At 33.3% G+C, this 18,799-nt stretch carries 19 protein-coding genes; 11 read left to right on the top strand and 8 right to left on the bottom strand.

The features are described from left to right. Positions 1-47 precede the first annotated feature (47 nt). Entirely contained in the window at positions 48-1,223 is a 1,176-nt protein-coding gene (locus tag ABID42_RS19385; protein ID WP_367285066.1) for a glycosyltransferase family 4 protein, read from the top strand. Here ABID42_RS19385 and ABID42_RS19380 read toward each other — a convergent pair. The 4 genes from ABID42_RS19380 to ABID42_RS19365 form a co-directional block, all read right to left on the bottom strand. Beyond that, positions 1,220-2,293: a hypothetical protein gene (locus ABID42_RS19380; protein ID WP_367285065.1), complete on the bottom strand. Its 1,074-nt coding sequence runs from the start codon at positions 2,291-2,293 to the stop codon at positions 1,220-1,222. The genes ABID42_RS19385 and ABID42_RS19380 overlap by 4 nt on opposite strands. A gap of 224 nt (positions 2,294-2,517) precedes the next feature. After that, positions 2,518-3,684, bottom strand: a complete 1,167-nt coding sequence (locus ABID42_RS19375) for a glycosyltransferase family 9 protein (RefSeq protein ID WP_367285064.1) — start codon at positions 3,682-3,684, stop codon at positions 2,518-2,520. 57 nt (positions 3,685-3,741) lie between these two features. Continuing rightward, the gene (locus tag ABID42_RS19370; protein ID WP_367285063.1) at positions 3,742-4,719 is read right to left on the bottom strand and encodes a glycosyl transferase; all 978 of its coding nucleotides are present in this window, start codon (positions 4,717-4,719) and stop codon (positions 3,742-3,744) included. A 220-nt stretch (positions 4,720-4,939) separates the two neighbouring features. Further along, positions 4,940-5,917, bottom strand: a complete 978-nt coding sequence (locus ABID42_RS19365) for a DNA/RNA non-specific endonuclease (protein ID WP_367285062.1) — start codon at positions 5,915-5,917, stop codon at positions 4,940-4,942. Between the two features lie 134 nt (positions 5,918-6,051). Between ABID42_RS19365 and ABID42_RS19360 the strand changes: the two genes are divergently transcribed. Together ABID42_RS19360 and ABID42_RS19355 are read left to right on the top strand one after the other, a co-directional pair. Beyond that, complete coding sequence (locus ABID42_RS19360) at positions 6,052-7,272, top strand: BaiN/RdsA family NAD(P)/FAD-dependent oxidoreductase (protein ID WP_367285061.1); 1,221 nt, start codon at positions 6,052-6,054, stop codon at positions 7,270-7,272. A gap of 128 nt (positions 7,273-7,400) precedes the next feature. Next, positions 7,401-8,222 (top strand): purine-nucleoside phosphorylase, encoded by an 822-nt coding sequence (locus tag ABID42_RS19355; RefSeq protein WP_367285060.1) that lies wholly within the window; start codon positions 7,401-7,403, stop codon positions 8,220-8,222. 54 nt (positions 8,223-8,276) lie between these two features. On the opposite strand, the gene ABID42_RS19350 is transcribed toward ABID42_RS19355, so the two are convergent. Further along, entirely contained in the window at positions 8,277-9,947 is a 1,671-nt protein-coding gene (locus ABID42_RS19350; RefSeq protein WP_367285059.1) for an FAD-dependent oxidoreductase, read from the bottom strand. 58 nt (positions 9,948-10,005) lie between these two features. Continuing rightward, positions 10,006-10,332, bottom strand: a complete 327-nt coding sequence (locus ABID42_RS19345; protein WP_323689137.1) for a tetratricopeptide repeat protein — start codon at positions 10,330-10,332, stop codon at positions 10,006-10,008. Between the two features lie 167 nt (positions 10,333-10,499). Here ABID42_RS19345 and ABID42_RS19340 point away from each other — a divergent pair, with 167 nt between their 5' ends. The 5 genes from ABID42_RS19340 to ABID42_RS19320 all read left to right on the top strand — a co-directional run bounded on the left by ABID42_RS19340 (position 10,500) and on the right by ABID42_RS19320 (position 14,337). Continuing rightward, positions 10,500-11,234 (top strand): electron transfer flavoprotein subunit beta/FixA family protein, encoded by a 735-nt coding sequence (locus tag ABID42_RS19340; protein ID WP_367285058.1) that lies wholly within the window; start codon positions 10,500-10,502, stop codon positions 11,232-11,234. A gap of 130 nt (positions 11,235-11,364) precedes the next feature. Then, complete coding sequence (locus tag ABID42_RS19335) at positions 11,365-12,330, top strand: electron transfer flavoprotein subunit alpha/FixB family protein (RefSeq protein ID WP_367285057.1); 966 nt, start codon at positions 11,365-11,367, stop codon at positions 12,328-12,330. A gap of 163 nt (positions 12,331-12,493) precedes the next feature. Beyond that, entirely contained in the window at positions 12,494-13,084 is a 591-nt protein-coding gene (locus ABID42_RS19330) for a bifunctional nuclease domain-containing protein (RefSeq protein ID WP_184135498.1), read from the top strand. Positions 13,085-13,204: 120 nt separating this feature from the next. After that, entirely contained in the window at positions 13,205-14,086 is an 882-nt protein-coding gene (locus ABID42_RS19325) for a cell division protein FtsX (protein WP_323689140.1), read from the top strand. 47 nt (positions 14,087-14,133) lie between these two features. Next, positions 14,134-14,337, top strand: a complete 204-nt coding sequence (locus ABID42_RS19320; RefSeq protein WP_367285056.1) for a DUF3098 domain-containing protein — start codon at positions 14,134-14,136, stop codon at positions 14,335-14,337. A gap of 360 nt (positions 14,338-14,697) precedes the next feature. Here ABID42_RS19320 and ABID42_RS19315 read toward each other — a convergent pair whose 3' ends face one another. After that, positions 14,698-15,843 carry a lactonase family protein gene (locus ABID42_RS19315; protein ID WP_367285055.1) on the bottom strand — a complete coding sequence of 382 codons (1,146 nt, stop codon included), beginning with the start codon at positions 15,841-15,843 and terminating at the stop codon, positions 14,698-14,700. Positions 15,844-16,066: 223 nt separating this feature from the next. On the opposite strand from ABID42_RS19315, the gene ABID42_RS19310 reads away from it, so the two are divergent. Next, positions 16,067-16,543, top strand: coding sequence for a hypothetical protein (locus ABID42_RS19310; protein ID WP_323689143.1), 477 nt, complete (start codon positions 16,067-16,069; stop codon positions 16,541-16,543). A 67-nt stretch (positions 16,544-16,610) separates the two neighbouring features. On the opposite strand, the gene ABID42_RS19305 is transcribed toward ABID42_RS19310, so the two are convergent. Beyond that, positions 16,611-17,006, bottom strand: coding sequence for an Hsp20/alpha crystallin family protein (locus ABID42_RS19305; RefSeq protein ID WP_323689144.1), 396 nt, complete (start codon positions 17,004-17,006; stop codon positions 16,611-16,613). Between the two features lie 217 nt (positions 17,007-17,223). On the opposite strand from ABID42_RS19305, the gene ABID42_RS19300 reads away from it, so the two are divergent. Beyond that, positions 17,224-17,544: a hypothetical protein gene (locus ABID42_RS19300; RefSeq protein WP_435521487.1), complete on the top strand. Its 321-nt coding sequence runs from the start codon at positions 17,224-17,226 to the stop codon at positions 17,542-17,544. A gap of 94 nt (positions 17,545-17,638) precedes the next feature. Then, positions 17,639-18,592, top strand: coding sequence for a methylenetetrahydrofolate reductase (locus ABID42_RS19295; protein WP_367285054.1), 954 nt, complete (start codon positions 17,639-17,641; stop codon positions 18,590-18,592). Positions 18,593-18,799: the final 207 nt, after the last annotated feature.

Below are 18,799 nucleotides of genomic sequence, written 5' to 3'. Positions count from 1 at the left end.
ATACTTCCTGATATTTTAGCTAAATTTTGAATTGATAATATACAACGATGACTAACTTCTTTTGGACATTTTATAACAACAACCTTTTCCATATCATTGTTTCGGCAGTGGTTGCTTGTGCTACATCAATTACTGCAATTCCTGTTATCATTAATATTTCCAGACTCAAGAATTTGGTTGCAACACCAGTAGAGAGAAGTTCTCATGAAGTTGCAACGCCTACTTTAGGTGGTGTAGCAGTCTTTGCTTCTACTTTAATTAGTTATTTTTTATGGGAAAACCCTGATGAAGGGCAGCTTATCCATCTTTCAATATCAGCGATTGTAATTTTGTTTTTTTTGGGTGTGAAAGACGATATACTTATCCTTGCACCCAAGAAGAAAATGTATATCCAAATTGCAGCTTCGTTGCTCGTTGTTGTACTTGGTGACTTACGGATTGAAAACCTTTTTGGTATTTTTGGTATTTACTCAGTTCCTTATATTATTAGCTTGCCACTTACTGTTTTCGTTTTTATTGCTTTGATTAATGCTGTAAACCTAATTGATGGTATTGATGGCCTGATGGGAGGAATAGGAATGATAGCGGGAGGATTGTTCGGTATTTGGTTTTATTTGAACGAACATTATGCTTTGGCTTGTTTGGCTGCATCAATGTCTGGAGCCTTACTTGGTTTTTTGAGATTTAACTTTTCCAAAACCTCTAAAATATTTATGGGCGATACTGGGTCTTTAATTGTTGGCTTTATTTTAGCACTTTTTGCGGTTAGATTTATTCAGTTAAATATCCAATACAGATTCGATCCAAACAGTACTTTTGCTGCACCAATATTAGCCATTATAGTATTGGTTGTACCGATTTTTGATACATTAAGAGTATTTATTATTCGTCTGAAAAACAAGAAATCCCCTTTTGTTGCTGATAGAAATCACTTACATCATCTTTTGATTGATAGTGGTCTCTCTCATTTTCAAGCTTCGCTAGTACTTTGGAGTTTTACGGTTATTGCTACCTTATTATTTGTTTTCATCAGCAGAAAAGCCGAAAATACTACTTCACTTTACTTATTATGTGCTTTGTTTGGCTTATATATGTTTACAGCACATTTACTGAAAAAAAATAATGAAAAGCATTTAAAGAAATTATCAAATGAAGTAAAATCTGAAGAAAAAACATCAAAAAAGAAATTACAATCAATCAACAAAGAAGTAATGAAAGCTTAGTTTTTATTCATTTTTCTTGCGCTTTCTTGTAGTTTTTGTTCAATTCTTTGAATTACTTTTTTGCTATTTTCTAATTGCTCACTTACGGAAGAATCTCCATTATTGTATTTATCTTGTAAATCTCTTCTAATGCTAATCCATTTGTCTTTTTGTTCTACAAGTGCGTTATAGTTTTGTTCTTCTTTCTGAACATTGAAATTATTGGTTTTCTTCTCCGATTTTTGTGATGTTTTGGCTGGTTCTGAGCTTGGTAAATCAGCATTTGCTGTTTCTACTTTGCTGGTAATTGGTTTGGCATTTGGCTCATCAAATGAATTATTGCTTTCGATATTTTCTTCCGTTGGATTATTACTTTCAAACGAATTGTCGGTAGCTTGATTAGACTGAAAAGGAGTAAGTGAATCTTTTTTAATAACGCTAACACTATCACTAGCAACGGCAGTTTGATTTGTTTGGCGATTGAAAAAGCCTGAAATATCAAAAGTGTTTTTCCTTCCGTAAGAATAAACTAATAACCCAATACCCAATAAAACAATTGGAATGAACAAGTATTTATCATTTGATTTAGTAATGAAAGGATTGTTTTCGTCAGAAATAATCGGAGTGATAATTTTTTGTTGATCAATTACTTCTAAAACAACAACATTGTGTACGTTGTAAACATTGTATGGAGTATCAATATTGGCTATTTTTAATAAATTCAAGCAAGAATCTTTTGGTCCAGAACTGTTTTGAAGAATTTCGTCAATCTCATTATCTGATATTTTCTTACGTAAAGAATCTCCACAAATTAAAAGCTTATCACCTTCTTCAAGATGAAAACTGATAATTTCTAATTTTGACGGTCTAGCCAAAAACTGCAATTTCTGTCCTTTTCTACTAATATAACAATGAGTATCACTAATCCAATTTATTAAAGAAAGGTCTCCTAATTCCCAGAATGCTTGAAGTTCATGACTTGGATTTGATTTCTTAGCGAGCTTATTAGTGAACCTTTGTATTTTCAAAATGGAGTTCTCCAAAGTTCGATAAGTTTTATCAGACTCATTTAATTCAGAAGTATTTGTCATGATTTTGGTATCCATTCGAAAAAAGCTATAACTAAATAAAACAAAATATTTTTGATGTTTTCAATAATGTTCAACGCCGAAAATAATACGTTTAAAACATATATTCATTATCGAAATAATGATTACAAAAAGGATGCCGAATTTAGTAGTTTCAACAAATTAGTTTTATTCATGACAGGATTATAGATAAATAAATGAAAATTTATATTCAAAAACATGTGTTTTTACTTCAAATCAAACAATTCGGTCATCGCTAAAGTTGCTACTTTGGGTAAACTTAGCTCGTCTAAAGAAGGAATGTATTGAATCTTCATTTGTTTTCTGAACGAAGTAATATTTTTTGAATATTTATGATCATGAATAATGTAGGTAGGTTTGGCATTAATTGGAAAATACTCTAAACCAGTCCCTTCTTTAAAAAGACAAAGCGTAGAAGTAAGGGTAGAAGCAATATGAGCAGGAAACGAATCTAGCGTTAGCGCACCAGCTGCTTTTTGTAAAATAGGAACCATTTGAGGAATAGAAACTTTTCCAACGGCATCAATAATTTTTTCTGGATGTTTTTTTTCAAGCTCAATCTTTAATTTGGTTGAATATTCTGTAAGCCCGCAAATCATCACTTTAGCCTCAGGTCTTTTTAGCAAAAGATAGTTAATCAAGAAAATCCAAAAATTATTTGAAAACATTCTGTTCCTCGTTCCAGCTTCTGGAAATAACATAAAATACTCTCCGCTAATATTGAAGTTTTTGTTTACTTCAACAGCCATTGAAAGAACTGGCTCTATATTTTTACTTGTCTGCTCGATTCCTAAACTTCTTAAACTTTGTATCTGCTGGTCAACAGAATGAAATGGCGTTGGAAGCATATAATATTCAATATCCAACAAACTTCCCATTCCTCTAGTCCCAAAACCTATTTTTTGGTCAGCATTTAAAAAAGGGAAAAGCATATTGGCATTATAACCAGAATACCTAAAATCAAAAGAATGAGTATAGTGTAACGATTTATGCGTTGTTAAAAAGTCGTTTATATCATTAATATACAATTTGAATTTAGCATAAAGTGATAAAGCACTCCTGTTTGTTCTGTAGTGATTAATGAAAAAGACTTTGTCGTATAAAGGATTATTAACGATTAAATTTTTACACCAACTTCCCGCTACAATATGAATTTCAACATTGGGATATTTTTTTTTGAAGATATCTATCATGTAGCTCATCATCAGCATATCACCAAGATGACCAAAGTTGAAAAGTAAAATTCTCTCTGGTAATATGAACGCTTTATTTTTATGTTTTCGGAAAATAAAAACAAAAAAGTCAACAAGGAGGTCTAATACTCTTAGTCTAAGTTTTGTTGGTCTATTTCCGCAATACTCTCTTTTTAGCATAATCTTTAAATACCTTCTTGTATGAAACACAGGTTAGACGAAAAACAGTACTGTTTGTTAATCAATTAACGCCAGTACTTTTCTAAATGGTAGCTGTAAAGCTTTTCGAACTCTTTTATATCTTTTTACTTTAGGTGGTTTAATATAGAAACAAGGAATTTGAATATAATAATCATTAAAATTATCTTTTAATTTTTGTGCATAATCTTTAAATAATTCAATAATATCTGGTCTGTTTTCAAAAGTTGAGCGATCTTGATATTTAGAAACACTGTTAGGTTTACTAAGTTGATAGCCACTGTAATGAAAAAAGATAATGGGTTCATGATTACTTAAAAAAGTATCGCCTTCTTTGGTGATTTGCCTCTCATGAAGATTCCAATAGGCAACATTATAACCTGGATGTTTTTCAATCAGTACTGAATCTTTATAGAAAATAGGCACAAAATTTATCCAGTGTTGATCTACAAATAAACCATTGCATAAATCAATCCTACAATCATTTTTAAGGCGCTCTTTCCACCAATCAATCATTTGTAAGCTTTCATTACTTCTTCCAACTCCGATAAATCCTAGATTGTAAATTCCAGTATTCAAATGTGCTATTTCCTTAGTGTCAAAATCATCGAGAATCGGAGAAGAAATATGTGGTGTAATCACGATACTTTTTTCTGCCAGACTTTCAGTTAATCTACTCAGTTTTTGATAAACAATGATGTCTGGGTCGAAATAAATAACATTTTGAATGTCTTTTCTATTTTTAAAGAAGTAATCAAAATAGAAAGGTTTTACAGCCGTATTGAGTTCCGTGATGTCATAATTTTCACACATTTCATCCAAACAATCAATACCTATTTTGTCAATTTCTAATAGTTGAAAGGGAGGGATTTTATCTGTATCCAAAGTAACTTGGTCAAGCCTGTCAACTAAGCCAATTACATATTCAATATCGGGGTTAGTTTTTTGGAGAGACTGCCCCAAAGTCTGTGCTTGAGCAAGATAATTTATGGAACAAATGGTAAATGCTAAAGTCATAATTTCTTGAAAATTAAGCCAAACTTTGTCTGATGAAGTAAATAGGGTTTAATTAATATGTGAAAATAGGGATGCTTTATCAATTAACAAACATTGTTTAATACAATATTTTATCATAAACAAGGCTTCTCTGTTGAATGAAAAGATAATATACTCGAAAATAAAGTTACAACATTATCCCTAAAAGGGAATACAATATCTTTTTTATCAAGTAAGTTGCTCAAAACCAATCCTCAATTTTAACATTACTTTCTATTTTTTGCTCTAAATCATCAGGTAATTTTGCAAAAAAATCAATTGAAGTAAGTTTTTCAATAGCGTTGATACTAACAGCGAAAGATTTAATCGATTTTGTTGAACCTTCGTTAGGAATTAAAAATGCGATGGCTTCTTCTGTTTCAGGGTCATAAACTATTTTATAAAACGAATTAGGAACTGCTACTAAATTACTTTTTCCGATAGTTTTTAAGCCTTTTTTCAGAACAGGACCAGTCACAATAATCAAATGTTTTCTACTAATAACCCAATGACGAATTTTATCTTCTAAATTACTCCAAATTCCTCTATTAAAATCAGGGTTCTGTGGGGACATGTTCGACATATAAAAGGTTTCGTCTTGTAATTCCTTGTCGTGTTTGAAATCTGCCGCTGGACATAAATGCCCACGGTCATAACCAGAGCGTGAGTAATCTCGTGTATGAGATGAACCTGTTTCAACCAAAGGGTCTTCAATGAATTCGTTTGAACGAGCCTCGTGACCATCCACCGCTTCTTTTTCCAAACGATGCAAAACCCATGACGCTTGTTCATATTCTTCACGATAATTTAGGATAAAAGCTTTATGACGAACAATTTCAGTATTGTTTTTGAAGTATGGAATATAATCATCCAAAGTTCCGCCATCGGTATTTTCTTCATGCTTATTAGAATTCCCGAAAACCTTTTCTTGGATTGTTTCTAAAACAGAGCTTTCTACTTTTTCTTTAATTTTCTTAGAAACATCATCGGTAAAGCTGTCAGTTTCCTCTTCATTCGTTGTTTCTTCTTCTTGATTTGGCGCTTCCTTTTCTTTACTTTTTTTCTGGCTACCAATTTTTGCAAAGTCATTTTGCAAAGATTTCATCGGCGAAGGTTTGCCCCAATAGTATAGAACAATACCAAGGAATAGTAGAAAAACTAGAAATTTTATTTTACCCATAATTTTGTTGCGTAAAACACACCGCTTTAAATGATAATTGATGTTAGAAAATACTCAAATTAAAATTCAGAGAACATTTTTCGTAATTTTACTTTTCGAGCAAGTAAACAAATACGGCTTCGATAAACTAATCAATGTCTCAAAAAAATATAATTATTATTGGTGCCGGAGCTGCGGGATATTTCGGAGTAATATCTGCTGCTGAAAGTAATCCAGATGCGAAAATAATACTTTTAGAAAAGAATAGAACGGTTTTGAACAAAGTTCGTATCTCTGGTGGTGGGCGTTGTAATGTTACACATGCTTGTTTTGATAATAAACAGCTATCTAAGTTTTATCCAAGAGGAGGGAGTTTTCTGAGAAACTTATTCAATCAATTTAATGCAAGAAATACTGTTGAATGGTTTGAAAAACAAGGAGTTACTTTAAAGACAGAAGCTGATGGAAGGATGTTTCCCGATACGGATAGTTCTGAAACGATTGCCCAGTGTTTAGAGAAAAAGGCGAAAGAATTAGGCGTAAAAATCATTACTTCTGCTGGTGTTAAATCTGTTTTAACAAATAAAAATAAAGTAACAGGAGTACAACTTTTGAGTGAAGAAAAGTTAGATTGCGACGCTTTACTGATTACAACAGGTGGAAACCCTCAAAAATCTGCTTATCAATGGTTGGCAGATTTAGGGCATCAAATCGTTGAGCCTGTTCCTTCATTGTTTACTTTTAATGTGCCTGATTCACTTTTTACTGAATTATCAGGAGTAAGTGTTCAACGTGCTTCGGTTAGAATTGCAGGAAAGAAAATTATGCAAGAAGGTGCTTTATTGGTAACACATTGGGGTTTTTCTGGACCAGCAATTTTAAAACTTTCAGCTTGGGGAGCGAGGGAATTAGCGGATACAAATTATGATTTTACGGCATTAATTAATTGGATTCCTGAATTTTCAGAAAATCAAGTCAGAGAAAATTTTACTTTACAAAAGAAAGTAAGTCCGAAGAAACTTATTCAATCGAATCCTCAATTTACTTTACCTACAAGACTTTGGAAGAAGTTTTGTGAACTTGCTGAAATTGATGAAACAATGCGTTGGATTGATATTTCGAATAAATCAACCAATAAATTGATTGAAAATTTGCTGAACTCTCCACAAAAAGTAAAAGGTAAAACCACTTTTAAAGAGGAGTTTGTTACTTGTGGAGGCATTGATTTGACTGAAGTAAATCCACAAACAATGGAAAGTAAATACATCAAAAATCTGTTTTTTGCTGGCGAGATTTTAGACATTGATGCAGTAACAGGCGGTTTTAACTTTCAAGCAGCTTGGACAACGGGTTTTGTAGCAGGGAAAAATATGTAATTTATTTTAATTATTTTCATGTTTTTTGAAACAACTGACAAAATGAATTGAGTCATGTTATCAGTGAGCTTTCTTCATCAAAAAATATTAATTTTCAAATCTTCAAATCACCACATTTTCAAATTATCATGTATTCTCAACAAATAACAGTAACTTCTGATTTTATTCAACAACAAGTACCCAATTTTAAACCTGATTTTGGAATCATTCTTGGTACAGGACTAGGTGCATTGGTAAAAGAAATAGATGTTTTCAAAAGTATTAATTATGCTGATATTCCAAATTTCCCTGTGTCAACGGTTGAGTTTCATCAAGGGAAATTGATTTTTGGTCAGATCGGAGGGAAGAATGTAATTTGTATGCAAGGTCGCTTTCATTTTTATGAAGGCTATTCTATGAAAGAAGTTACTTTTCCTGTTAGAGTAATGCAGCAATTGGGCGTGAAAGAATTAATCGTTTCAAATGCTTCGGGTGGCATGAATCCAGCTTTTAAAGTAGGCGATTTAATGATTATTCAAGACCATATCAGTTTGTTTATGCCTGAAAATCCTTTGACTGGCAAACATACTCCTTCTTTTGGCGACCGTTTTCCTGATATGTGTGACCCTTACGATTTAACTTTGATTACTAAAGCCGAAAGTATCGCTCAATCCCTGAATATTCCTGTACAAAAAGGTACTTATGTTATGGTATCTGGACCTCAATTAGAAACTCGTGCAGAATATAAATTACTTCGAATATTAGGAGCTGATGCCGTTGGAATGTCAACCGTGCCTGAAATTATTGTAGCACATCAAATGGGAATAAAGTGTTTCGGGATGTCAATCATTACAGATATGGGCATTCCAGAAACTTTAGAAAAAGCAAGTTTAGAAAAAATTATTGCCGCCGCCGCTAAGTCTGAACCTTTGATGACAAAAATTATCAGTACTTTGATAAAAAGTGCTTAATTTAAGATAATCGGGTATCCTTACAGGAATTATGATGAAAGGATACCCAGTTTTTTATAGTTCTAATCTTTGTTTATCTCTTAACAATACAGCTTTCAGCTTACTATAAGGTAGTTGCTGAGGCGATACTTTGTTGTTAATAGAAAGTACTGCTGCCGTAGCTGCCGATTGCCCTAAAATCATAAAAACGGGTTCCATCCTGATAGAACCATAAGCAATATGCGAACTTGATAAACAAACAGGAACTAATAAATTATTGCATTCTTTTTCTTTAGGTAAAATAGAGCCATAAGCAATTGAATAAGGCTTATCTGGATGTACTCCTATATCTCCTTCGTTTTGTACGTAGCCATCCTTTTTAATATAACGTTGTGCATTATGAGCATCCAAAGCATAAGAGCCCATTCCGATTGGATTAGGAACCTGGGTTTTTCCTAAAGCATCAGCCTCTTTCATCACAAATTCACCAATCATTCTTCTTGCTTCACGAATATACAATTGATGTGGCCAATTACCATTGTCTTTAAATTCATCTTTGGGTAATCCCCATTCCTGCATTTTATCACGAACATCAGCAGGAACACTTTTATCATTTTGTAAAAAGTACATTAGTCCTTTTTGATATAATTCATGTTCTTTGATGATTTGCTTACGGCGTTCATAACTTGCTTCTGGATAATCATAGTTTTTACCAATATAGTCTGTACTAAATGGTCCATGATTATTGGTATCTGTTTTTCGATTAGGAATGTTGTCAAATTTATCAAATGTTTCACGCCAGCCAGAGGCAAAAACTCGGGTAAGTAATTCATATCGAGCAGGGTCATAACCTTCTGGTTTAGGAAAAGGTACTCTATTTTCTGGATGATTACTCAGGCACATTCTGAAACAATAAGCTTGAATTTTATTATCTCCTGAACCATATTCTGCAATTGGTTCTGATGAAATTTCAGGTAAAAGTCCACTTGTGGAATCGTTGGCTATTTTATATGGACTAATTTTCGTTTTGAAATGATGACCATGTTGAAATACTTCTGGTTGAACCCCATTCCATTGCTCACCATAGACACTATTGGCTTCACGACCAACATGATAATCGACACCTGCCACCGCCATGAGGTCGCCTTCATAAGTAGCATCAATAAACATTTTTGCTTGATAAACATTCCCACTTAAAGTTCGAAAAGAGTGAATACTTCCTGATACTTTTACTACGCCTTTCTCAGAGCGGTCAAGCCATTCATTTCGGTAAACAAGTAGTTTGTTTTTTTTGACAAAATCTTCAAACACTTGTTCTGCTACATGTGGTTCAAAAATCCACATTGTTCGATTTGTTCCATCAATTGCAGGTGTACCTTGCCCTTTATTGCCATATTCTTCTTTTTTCTGCCATTGCCAAGTACTATTATTTTGATAATATTGATACAGTCTTTGATAAAATTCACGAGAAAGTCCACCAATTACTTCTTTGTTACCTGTATCAGTAAAACCTAAACCACCAGAAGACAAACCGCCCAAATGTGTGTCAGGTGAAACAACGATTACGCTTTTCCCCATTTTTTTTACTTGTACCGCCGCTATAACTGCAGCCGAAGTTCCGCCATAAATAATTACATCTGCTTTGTAAACTTGTGCTTTGGTATTGTTATTTAGCTGGAATCCAGAGAATAAAAAAACTGTAATCGTGGCTTTCAAAAGCCAAAATAAAGGTTTAAATTTTTTCATAGTTTAGTTTGAGATTAATTTACGGAAGAACAACTATTACCAAAACACATAAAAATTTCTACATATCCAATTCATCCAAGAATAATTGATAAGCCCCTTTCAATTCCTTTAAAGCTTTTTCATTTCCTACTTTTTGGGCTAAAGCAATGCCATCTTGATAGGTCTTTTCAGCCAATTCATTTTCTCCAAACTCCGAAAATAAAGCGCCTGCATGATAATAAGTAGGCAAGTAGTCGGCATGGTTTTTTAATAAATATAAATAAATCTTACTGGCTTCTTCTGCATCAGTTTTTAATAATTCTGTTGCTAATGCGTAATGATTAAAAGGGTTTTCTGGCTCTTCTTCCAGAAACTGTTTTAATAATGCTAATCTGTTAAATGACATTTTATAAAATATTTAGAAATAATAGTATGCTTGCATACTATTATTAAAACTTTTCGTTATTATTGTGAATAAATAAGGAATACTACAAATTAAACCTTAAAAAGTTAAATTTATGTACTGTTCTTTGAAACAAAACTCAAAAGATTAACAAAAATAAACGATATACGATGAAAATTTTAGTTTGTGTAACCAGCGTACCCGATACCACAGCGAAAATTTCGTTCACGGACGGAGATACAAAATTCAATAAAGCGGGCGTAACCTACATTACGGGTCCTTATGATGATTATGCACTTTCTCGTGCAGTAGAATTAAAAGAACAACATGGAGGAACAGTAACAGTACTAAACGTTGGTGAAGCTGATGCAGAGCCTGTTATCCGTAAATGTTTGGCAATTGGTGCTGACGATGCCATTCGTGTGAATTGCGAAGCGACGGATTCTTATTTTGTAGCGACACAAATCGCCAACATTGCTTCGCAAGAAAAGTACGATTTAATCCTAATGGGTCGTGAATCTATTGATTTCAACAGTGGTGTTGTACATGGATTGGTGGCTGAATTACTTGGCATTCCATCATTATCGCCTGTAATGAAATTGGATATTGAAGGAAGTACTGCAAAAATTACTCGTGAAATAGAAGGAGGAAAAGAGGATTTAGAAGCTAGTTTACCTTTAGTGTTTGGTTGTCAGGAACCCATTGCAGAATGGAAAATCCCGAATATGAGAGGTATCATGACAGCTAGAACAAAACCGTTGAAAGTAGTTGAGCCAGTAGGAGAAGGTTTGACAAGTACTGATAAATACGAACTTCCTGCTCCCAAAGGTGCTTGCAAAATGATTCTGGCTGAGAATGCAGAAGAATTAATTACACTTTTAAAAACTGAAGCAAAAGTCTTGTAAGCTAGGAATTATGAATTGTGAAAGATGAAGCATTACCTAAAATACTAACTATTTTGAGTAATAACAAATTCATAACTCAGCATTCACAATTCAAAACTTATACTTACTTCCATCAAAAATCTGAAAAAATATGTCTGTTTTAATATTCACCGAATTAGATAATGGAGCGATTAAAAAATCATCGCTCGAAGCCGTTTTTTATGGTGCAGAATTGGCTAAAATACAAGGTACAAGTGTTACAGTTTTAGCCATCGGCGATGCTTCTGAAGCTGAACTTGCTAAAGCTGGAAATTTTGGAGCTTCTAAAGTACTTCATGCCAATGATGCTCGTTTAGCTGTTTCAAATATTCAAGCTTATGCTTCAGTTTTAACAGAGGCAGTCAATGCGGATGGTGCCGATACAGTTATTTTAGCAAAATCATCTTTGGGTGATGCCGTTGCTGCCAGAGTTGCGGCTAAATTGAAGGCTTCAATCGTTTCTAATGTTACGGCTTTGCCAAATCTTTCAAATGGTTTTGTCGTGACAAGAAGTATTTACACTGGGAAAGCTTTTGCAAGTGTTTCGATGAAAAGTGATAAAAAAATTATCGCTATCAAGAAAAATGCCGTGAGTCCAGTTGAAACGGATGCTTTGGCGAAAGTTGAAGTTTTCTCACCAGCTTTATCTGATGCAGATTTTGGTGTAAAACTCGTTGCTACACACAAAGCTTCAAGTACCATTTCATTGCCAGAAGCAGATTTAGTGGTGTCAGCTGGTCGTGGTTTGAAAGGACCAGAAAATTGGGGAATTGTTGAAGATTTAGCCAATGCTTTGGGGGCTGCTACGGCTTGTTCTAAGCCTGTTTCAGATTTAGATTGGCGTCCTCACCACGAACACGTTGGTCAAACAGGTATCAAGGTTTCTCCGAATTTGTACATTGCGGCTGGTATTTCTGGTGCAATTCAACATTTGGCTGGCGTAAATTCATCCAAAGTAATTGTGGTGATTAATAAAGACCCTGAAGCTCCTTTTTTCAAAGCAGCTGATTACGGAATCGTAGGAGATGTTTTTGATATTTTACCAAGATTAACCAAGGTTGTTTTGGCTACGAAGTAATATTTTTTAGATAAAATATCTTTAAGACCTGTGAATTTTATAATTTCACAGGTCTTTTGTTTTGAATGAATATCCAGAAAACTTTTTTAAATTTATCGGGGTTTATATCTTTGTTCCCTGCTAATGGCAAAACCCTCAATTATTAAAAGCATATATTTGTAAAGTGGAAAAAATAAAATTAGAAATATTAGGATTGTCGCCTAGTTCATCTCAAACGGGTTCGTTCGCATTGATATTAGGAGAAGAGTTTGGACCTCGAAGATTGCCCATCATTATTGGTATGTTTGAAGCACAGGCGATTGCTATTGAAATTGAGAAGATTGAGCCTAATCGTCCGATGACGCATGATTTATTCAAATCTTTTGCCCGTACTTTTCATTATTCAGTCAGTGAAATTTCAATTACCGATATAAAAGAAGGTGTCTTTTTTGCAAGAATTCATTGTACTGATGGCATCAAAGATACTTATATTGATGCTCGTCCATCAGATGCCATTGCGATTGCCTTACGTTTCAATGTTCCGATTTATACTTTTGAAAATGTATTATCTGAAGCAGGTATTTCAACTAACGAAAGTTCGAAAGACCCATTAATTGATGATATTGAACCAGAAATTAAGCCAAAAAAGACTTTCGGTGAGATTTTGAAAGAAAATCCAATCGAACAATTGAATAAAATGTTGCAAGAAGCCTTGGCAAATGAAGAATACGAAAAGGCTGCCAAAATTCGTGATGAATTAGACAAAAGAAATTAAACATGATTCTCGTAAAAGCCATCTGAAAACCTCAGATGGCTTTTTGTTAAAAAGCGTTAATTGCCTTTCATTGCGATAGAAAAATCGTAAATTTGTTTGTAATCTTTGCCTCAAGATATTATGGCTAAAATAAAGAAATTAGGAAGTACTCCGAATGTCATGGTTGTTATTAGTTTAACAATTGCACTTTTCTTAATCGGAATGTGTGGTTTGTTGACATTAAATGCCCGTAAACTCGCAGAATTGGTTAAACAAAATGTGGAGCTACAAGTGTATTTAGACGATGATTTGACAACCAGCAAGCTAGATTCAATCTATAAAATATTGATTAAAAAAGAGTTTGTATTGCTCAAAGAAAACTCTCCACAAATCAATTTTATTTCTAAGGAAGTAGCTGCAAAACAATTCATTGAAGAGTCGGGAGAGGATTATAGAAGATTACTTGGCGATAATAATCCACTTCATAATTTATATGCTGTAAAGATTAAGCAAGAGTATTTTAACGATGCTAAATTAAAAGAAATTAAAGCAGCTTTAGAATTAATTCCGGGTGTTCACGAAGTAGCTTATGTTGAGAATTTTGTGGATGAAGTCAACAAAAATATTTCAAAAATCTATTTAGTGCTTTCGGTTTTTGTGATGTTGTTACTCTTGATTATTATCATTTTAGTGAATAATACCATCAAATTATCATTGTATTCTCAGCGATTTTTAATCAGAAGTATGCAATTAGTGGGAGCGACCAACGGTTTTATTCGTAAACCATTTATTATAAAAGGTGCTTTGCAAGGGCTTACGAGTGGTTTAGTGGCAAGTTCTTTTTTGATTTTATTACAACAATTAGCTGTGCGTAAAGTAGAAGGATTAGTTTTATTACAAGAAATGGATAAAATGATTTATTTACTTTTGGGCATTTTAATCATCGGTACTTTGATGGGGATATTAAGTACTTTCCAGTCGGTTGAAAGATATTTAAGATTATCACTTGATGAATTGTATTAAGCTTTTACCAATTAATTTTCATACGAAATTCAAAATAAAAATATAAAATGACTAATAAAGAAAAACTCCCTTTTGGAAAAACAAATTATCTAATCATGTTGCTAGGAATAGCCATTATTCTTATCGGTTTTTTTATCATGAGTTTAGATAAAGAAGAATTTGGATTTGGGTTTTTAGGTTTAACACTAGGACCAATCATTGTTTTGGCAGGTTTTACCATTGAATTTTTTGCCATCCTTAAAAAATCATAAAGACTGAAAATATTCATTCAAAAAGCTCTCTTTAACCAATGTGTTGAAGAGAGCTTTTTGTTTATCATAGAGTATGTCGTTTGATACTTTTTTGCGGGAAATTGCGGTATTTAGTATGAATGGAGATACTTGAAGTATGTCGTTTGATACTTTTTTGCGGGAAATTGCGGTATTTAGTATGAACGGAGATACTTGGAGTATGTCGTTTGATACTTTTTTGCGGGAAATTGCGGTATTTAGTATGAATGGAGACACTTGAAGTATATCATTTGATACTTTTTGCGGGAAATTGCGGTATTTAGTATAAATGGAGATACTTGAAGTATATCATTTGATACTTTTAAGTATTAAACTATCAGCTTACTCCACATCCAACATTTTTAAACAAACTGGAGTTGGTACTGAGATTTCCTTTCCCGTAGCTGTCAAAGTACCTTTAAGAGCGTCACGTTCAAAAATGGTGATATTATCACTGTCTTGATTGGCTATCAAAACAAATTTTCCAGTAGGGTCAATCATGAAATTTCTTGGTTTTTTTCCTAACACCGACTGATTGGTAATATAAGTAAGTTCGCCTGTTTTTTGATTGATTGAATAAATCGCAATGCTATCATGAACTCTGTTTGAACCATACAAAAACTTACCATCGGGCGAAATATGAATATCTGCACAAGATTTTCCACCTGTATAATCTGCTGGCAAAGTACTAATCGTTTGAAAAGCCTCAAGCGAACCTTTTTTATAATTAAAGCCCGTGATTTCTCCACTTAATTCCTGAATAACATAAGCAAACTTTTTGTTAGGATGAAAAGTGAAATGTCTAGGACCTGTACCGTCTTTTACTTTGGTGAAAGCTGGATTTCCCACATTTAATTTTCCAGTTTTAGCATCCAATTGATAAGTAACGATTTTATCAATTCCTAAATCAGGCACAAAAACATCTAAATTATTTGGAGCAATGTTAATTGAATGCACATGTGGTTTGTCTTGTCTGTTCACATCTACACTTTTTCCTTCGTGTTGGATGGTTTGAATCGCTGCGGCTACGCCTCCATTGCTTTCTACAGGCAAAACACTTAGGCTTCCAGCCCCATAATTCCCCACAATTACCCATTTTCCTGTTTTATCAACAGCTACATGGCAAGGACCAGAACCATTGGCAGATTGTGTACTCAATTGTGTTAATTCCCCTTTTGTTTTATCGAACTCAAAAGCATACACAGCACCGCCATTATTGAATTCACCAACAGAATAAACATACTTTTGATTAGGAGAAATCGCTAAAAAAGCTGGATTCTTTAGATTTTTAGCAATACTAATTGCTTGGAAATTACCTGTTTCACTATTGAATTTATAGACATAAATTCCTTCACTTTTTCCAGAAGTATAAGTGCCTACCAATAAATAAAATTCTTTTGAAGGAGGTTGATTGTACTTTACAGTAGCAAAAGCAATGCTTTGAAACAGCACAAAAAGTACTAGTAAGAGTTTAGTTTTAATATTCATAATAAGGAGATTTAGGATGAATTCGATTATGGCTGAAAGATAAGTATTTTCCAGTTTTTACTTGTAGAGTATTGTAAGGATAGATTTTTACTCAATTTTTCCAAAAATCTTTTAGAATTTACTTTTGTGGATTTATTGAGGATTATTTTCTACAAAATAGCAGGATTCCCTTTGGTATAATTATTTAGAAATGCTTTTTGATTAAATTATTAACAACATTAACATGAAAAAACTCTTATTCAGTGCTTTTATACTCGTTTTATTGGGTGTAAGTACTTCGGTAAAAGCTCAAGGGCAGTACAAGTCAGCTTTAGGTATTCGTTTGGGTAATACGAATGGTATTACATTCAAAACCTTTGTGAATAACAAAGATGCTGTAGAATTGATTGGTTCATTCCGTTATGACGGTTTTGGCTTAACAGGACTTTATGAAGTACACGGTAGGGCTTTTAATTCCAGAGATTTCAACTGGTTCATTGGTGGTGGTGGTCACGTATATGTTTGGGGAGATAAACGTCCAGGCTTTTTAGATAGAGACCAAACAACCGTATTAGGTTTAGATGGTATTTTAGGCTTAGAAGCTTATGCTAGAACTATTCCTTTAGCTATCAGTTTAGACTGGAAACCGGCAATCAATATCATCAATTATAGTAGTTTCTGGGCAGATGAAATAGCATTATCGTTCAGATATACTTTCTAAGATTTTGAGAAAAAGAAAAGCCCTACGAAAGCGTAATCGTAGGGCTTATATATTGCATTTTGTTTGCTTAGATTTCTACATCAATTCTCTTCTTGAACCCTTTTCTATGTTCATCAATTGGCATTACAATTTTCCATTGATGGTTATAATACTTCGCTGAAATATTTTCTAGGTCAACAAAATTGGGCAGCATAATTTGTCCGATGGTTTGTGGAACAAAATTTTGTGCTTCGTCTTCTTCCGCCTTTTTCAAAACAGGTTGTAAAGCATATAACCAAAGTCGGTTATCCTGAACATCCATTTGTAAATGGTCTGCACTTAAACCAGCTACTTTTACAAAAACTTCATAAGCATTTTCAGTTTGATTCACCTCAATATTAGGTTCTGTTCTACCGCCATTTAAAGTATTGTTAAAATCAATGTCAGCTAATATATTTCTCGGAATTTCTATTTTCTTTTTCATCTTCATTTACTTATTAAAGGTTTACACAGATTCCTTTTTAGGTTATCTACCTTCTTTCAAATCCTATACCAGTGGATTTTATCAGACAAAACGGCTTGTTTTTAAATACTCTTCAGTCATTATGTCCTTTTTTCCCTTTTTAAGAAAGACTAATAAGCCATTTTGTAAAGAAATAGCCGAACGACTTTTTATTTGAACCTACTTAGTATGTAACTTTATGGCTCATTTAAAAATGTTAGATTCGATGACTTACGCTGAATTTAAAGCAACACTTGCTCAACCTGCTCCGCCTTCTTCTGTTCATGAATTACTCGTAGCACTTTGGTACGATGCTAATGACGATTGGGAACAAGCACATGAAGTAGCGCAAAGTAACGAAGGTTCGAAAAATTATGACCAATTACACGCTTATTTGCACAGAAAGGAAGGCGATAATTGGAATGCCAGATATTGGTACACTCGTGCAAAATCGTCAGTTTTTGTAGGTTCATTGGCAGATGAGTGGGAAATGTTAGTAAAGCAGTTTTTGACTCTGTAAGTTTTGCCTACCTTTGTAAAAATATAAATTAATGCTATCTACGATACTTTGTTGAAGCAATTCACCGAAAGGACGGAGATTTATTATCTTAATTATGACCAAAATTACCCAATACATCGAGCAAGCAAAAGGTAAGACCTTGTTTTCAATAGAGATTATTCCGCCAGTTAAAGGGGAAAGTATTCAAGCATTGATGAGTAATATTGAGCCTTTGATGGAATTTAAACCGCCTTTTATTGAGGTAACCTATCACCGTGAAGAATTTTTAGAGAAAATAGTGAACGGTCAGATTGATAGAATTCCAATTCGCAAACGTCCTGGTACAGTTGGTATTTGTGCAAGTTTGATGAATCGTTTCAATGTTGATGCAGTGCCACATGTAATTTGCGGAGGATTCACAAAAGAAGAAACAGAAGATTTTTTGTTTGATTTACACTATTTGGGTATTGATAATGTATTAGTACTTCGTGGTGACCCGGTGAAAGGAAATCCAGCATTTACACCTGAAAAAGGTGGTCATGCTTTTGCAAGTGATTTATTGCAACAAGTAGTAAGAATGAATAATGGAGAACTTTTGCATGAAGAAACACAAGCGTCGCCAACTAATTTTTGTATAGGCGTAGCGGGTTATCCAGAAAAACATTTTGAAGCACCCAACTTCAATACCGATTTTGATTATTTAAAAAAGAAAGTAGCATTAGGTGCAGATTATATCGTTACACAAATGTTTTTTGATAATCAGAAATACTTTGATTTTGTAAAGAAATGTCGTGAAGAAGGAATTAATGTACCAATTATTCCGGGCTTAAAACCTTTGGCAACTAAGAAACAATTGACAGTTTTACCAAGAATTTTCCATTTAGATATGCCAGAAGATTTGGTAACAGCAGTAACAAATTGCAAAACAGATAAAGACGTTAAACAAGTTGGCATAGAATGGTGTATTCAGCAATGTAAAGAATTGATGGCTTTTGAAGCACCAATTTTACACTTCTATACCATGAGTAAATCAGAAAGTACTAAGAAGATTGCTGAGGCAATTTTTTAAGTAATTTCATCCAAAAATATTTTAATTCCCTTTTAGAAGAGTCTTTTGAACAATAGACTCTTCTTTTTGTTTCATCAAAAACACTTATTTTAAAAAAATAGAGTATTTTTGATAAAATGAGTAAATCCTCTTTGTCCAATAAAACTTTAAAAACCATGTTTGTGCTATTTTTTGTTTGAAAAGGCTTCTGTTTCAGATATAAAGAAT

It is taken from the genome of Arcicella rosea, assembly GCF_040543805.1.
Lineage (GTDB): Bacteria > Bacteroidota > Bacteroidia > Cytophagales > Spirosomataceae > Arcicella > Arcicella rosea.
This window is presented reverse-complemented; position numbering and strand designations above follow the sequence as displayed.

Coding starts and splice junctions, on each gene's coding strand:
- ABID42_RS19385 (WP_367285066.1), top strand. CDS start 48: ATGACTAACTTCTTTTGGACATTTTATAACAACAACCTTTTCCATATC.
- ABID42_RS19380 (WP_367285065.1), bottom strand. CDS start 2,293: ATGACAAATACTTCTGAATTAAATGAGTCTGATAAAACTTATCGAACT.
- ABID42_RS19375 (WP_367285064.1), bottom strand. CDS start 3,684: ATGCTAAAAAGAGAGTATTGCGGAAATAGACCAACAAAACTTAGACTA.
- ABID42_RS19370 (WP_367285063.1), bottom strand. CDS start 4,719: ATGACTTTAGCATTTACCATTTGTTCCATAAATTATCTTGCTCAAGCA.
- ABID42_RS19365 (WP_367285062.1), bottom strand. CDS start 5,917: ATGGGTAAAATAAAATTTCTAGTTTTTCTACTATTCCTTGGTATTGTT.
- ABID42_RS19360 (WP_367285061.1), top strand. CDS start 6,052: ATGTCTCAAAAAAATATAATTATTATTGGTGCCGGAGCTGCGGGATAT.
- ABID42_RS19355 (WP_367285060.1), top strand. CDS start 7,401: ATGTATTCTCAACAAATAACAGTAACTTCTGATTTTATTCAACAACAA.
- ABID42_RS19350 (WP_367285059.1), bottom strand. CDS start 9,947: ATGAAAAAATTTAAACCTTTATTTTGGCTTTTGAAAGCCACGATTACA.
- ABID42_RS19345 (WP_323689137.1), bottom strand. CDS start 10,332: ATGTCATTTAACAGATTAGCATTATTAAAACAGTTTCTGGAAGAAGAG.
- ABID42_RS19340 (WP_367285058.1), top strand. CDS start 10,500: ATGAAAATTTTAGTTTGTGTAACCAGCGTACCCGATACCACAGCGAAA.
- ABID42_RS19335 (WP_367285057.1), top strand. CDS start 11,365: ATGTCTGTTTTAATATTCACCGAATTAGATAATGGAGCGATTAAAAAA.
- ABID42_RS19325 (WP_323689140.1), top strand. CDS start 13,205: ATGGCTAAAATAAAGAAATTAGGAAGTACTCCGAATGTCATGGTTGTT.
- ABID42_RS19320 (WP_367285056.1), top strand. CDS start 14,134: ATGACTAATAAAGAAAAACTCCCTTTTGGAAAAACAAATTATCTAATC.
- ABID42_RS19315 (WP_367285055.1), bottom strand. CDS start 15,843: ATGAATATTAAAACTAAACTCTTACTAGTACTTTTTGTGCTGTTTCAA.
- ABID42_RS19310 (WP_323689143.1), top strand. CDS start 16,067: ATGAAAAAACTCTTATTCAGTGCTTTTATACTCGTTTTATTGGGTGTA.
- ABID42_RS19305 (WP_323689144.1), bottom strand. CDS start 17,006: ATGAAAAAGAAAATAGAAATTCCGAGAAATATATTAGCTGACATTGAT.
- ABID42_RS19300 (WP_435521487.1), top strand. CDS start 17,224: ATGGCTCATTTAAAAATGTTAGATTCGATGACTTACGCTGAATTTAAA.
- ABID42_RS19295 (WP_367285054.1), top strand. CDS start 17,639: ATGACCAAAATTACCCAATACATCGAGCAAGCAAAAGGTAAGACCTTG.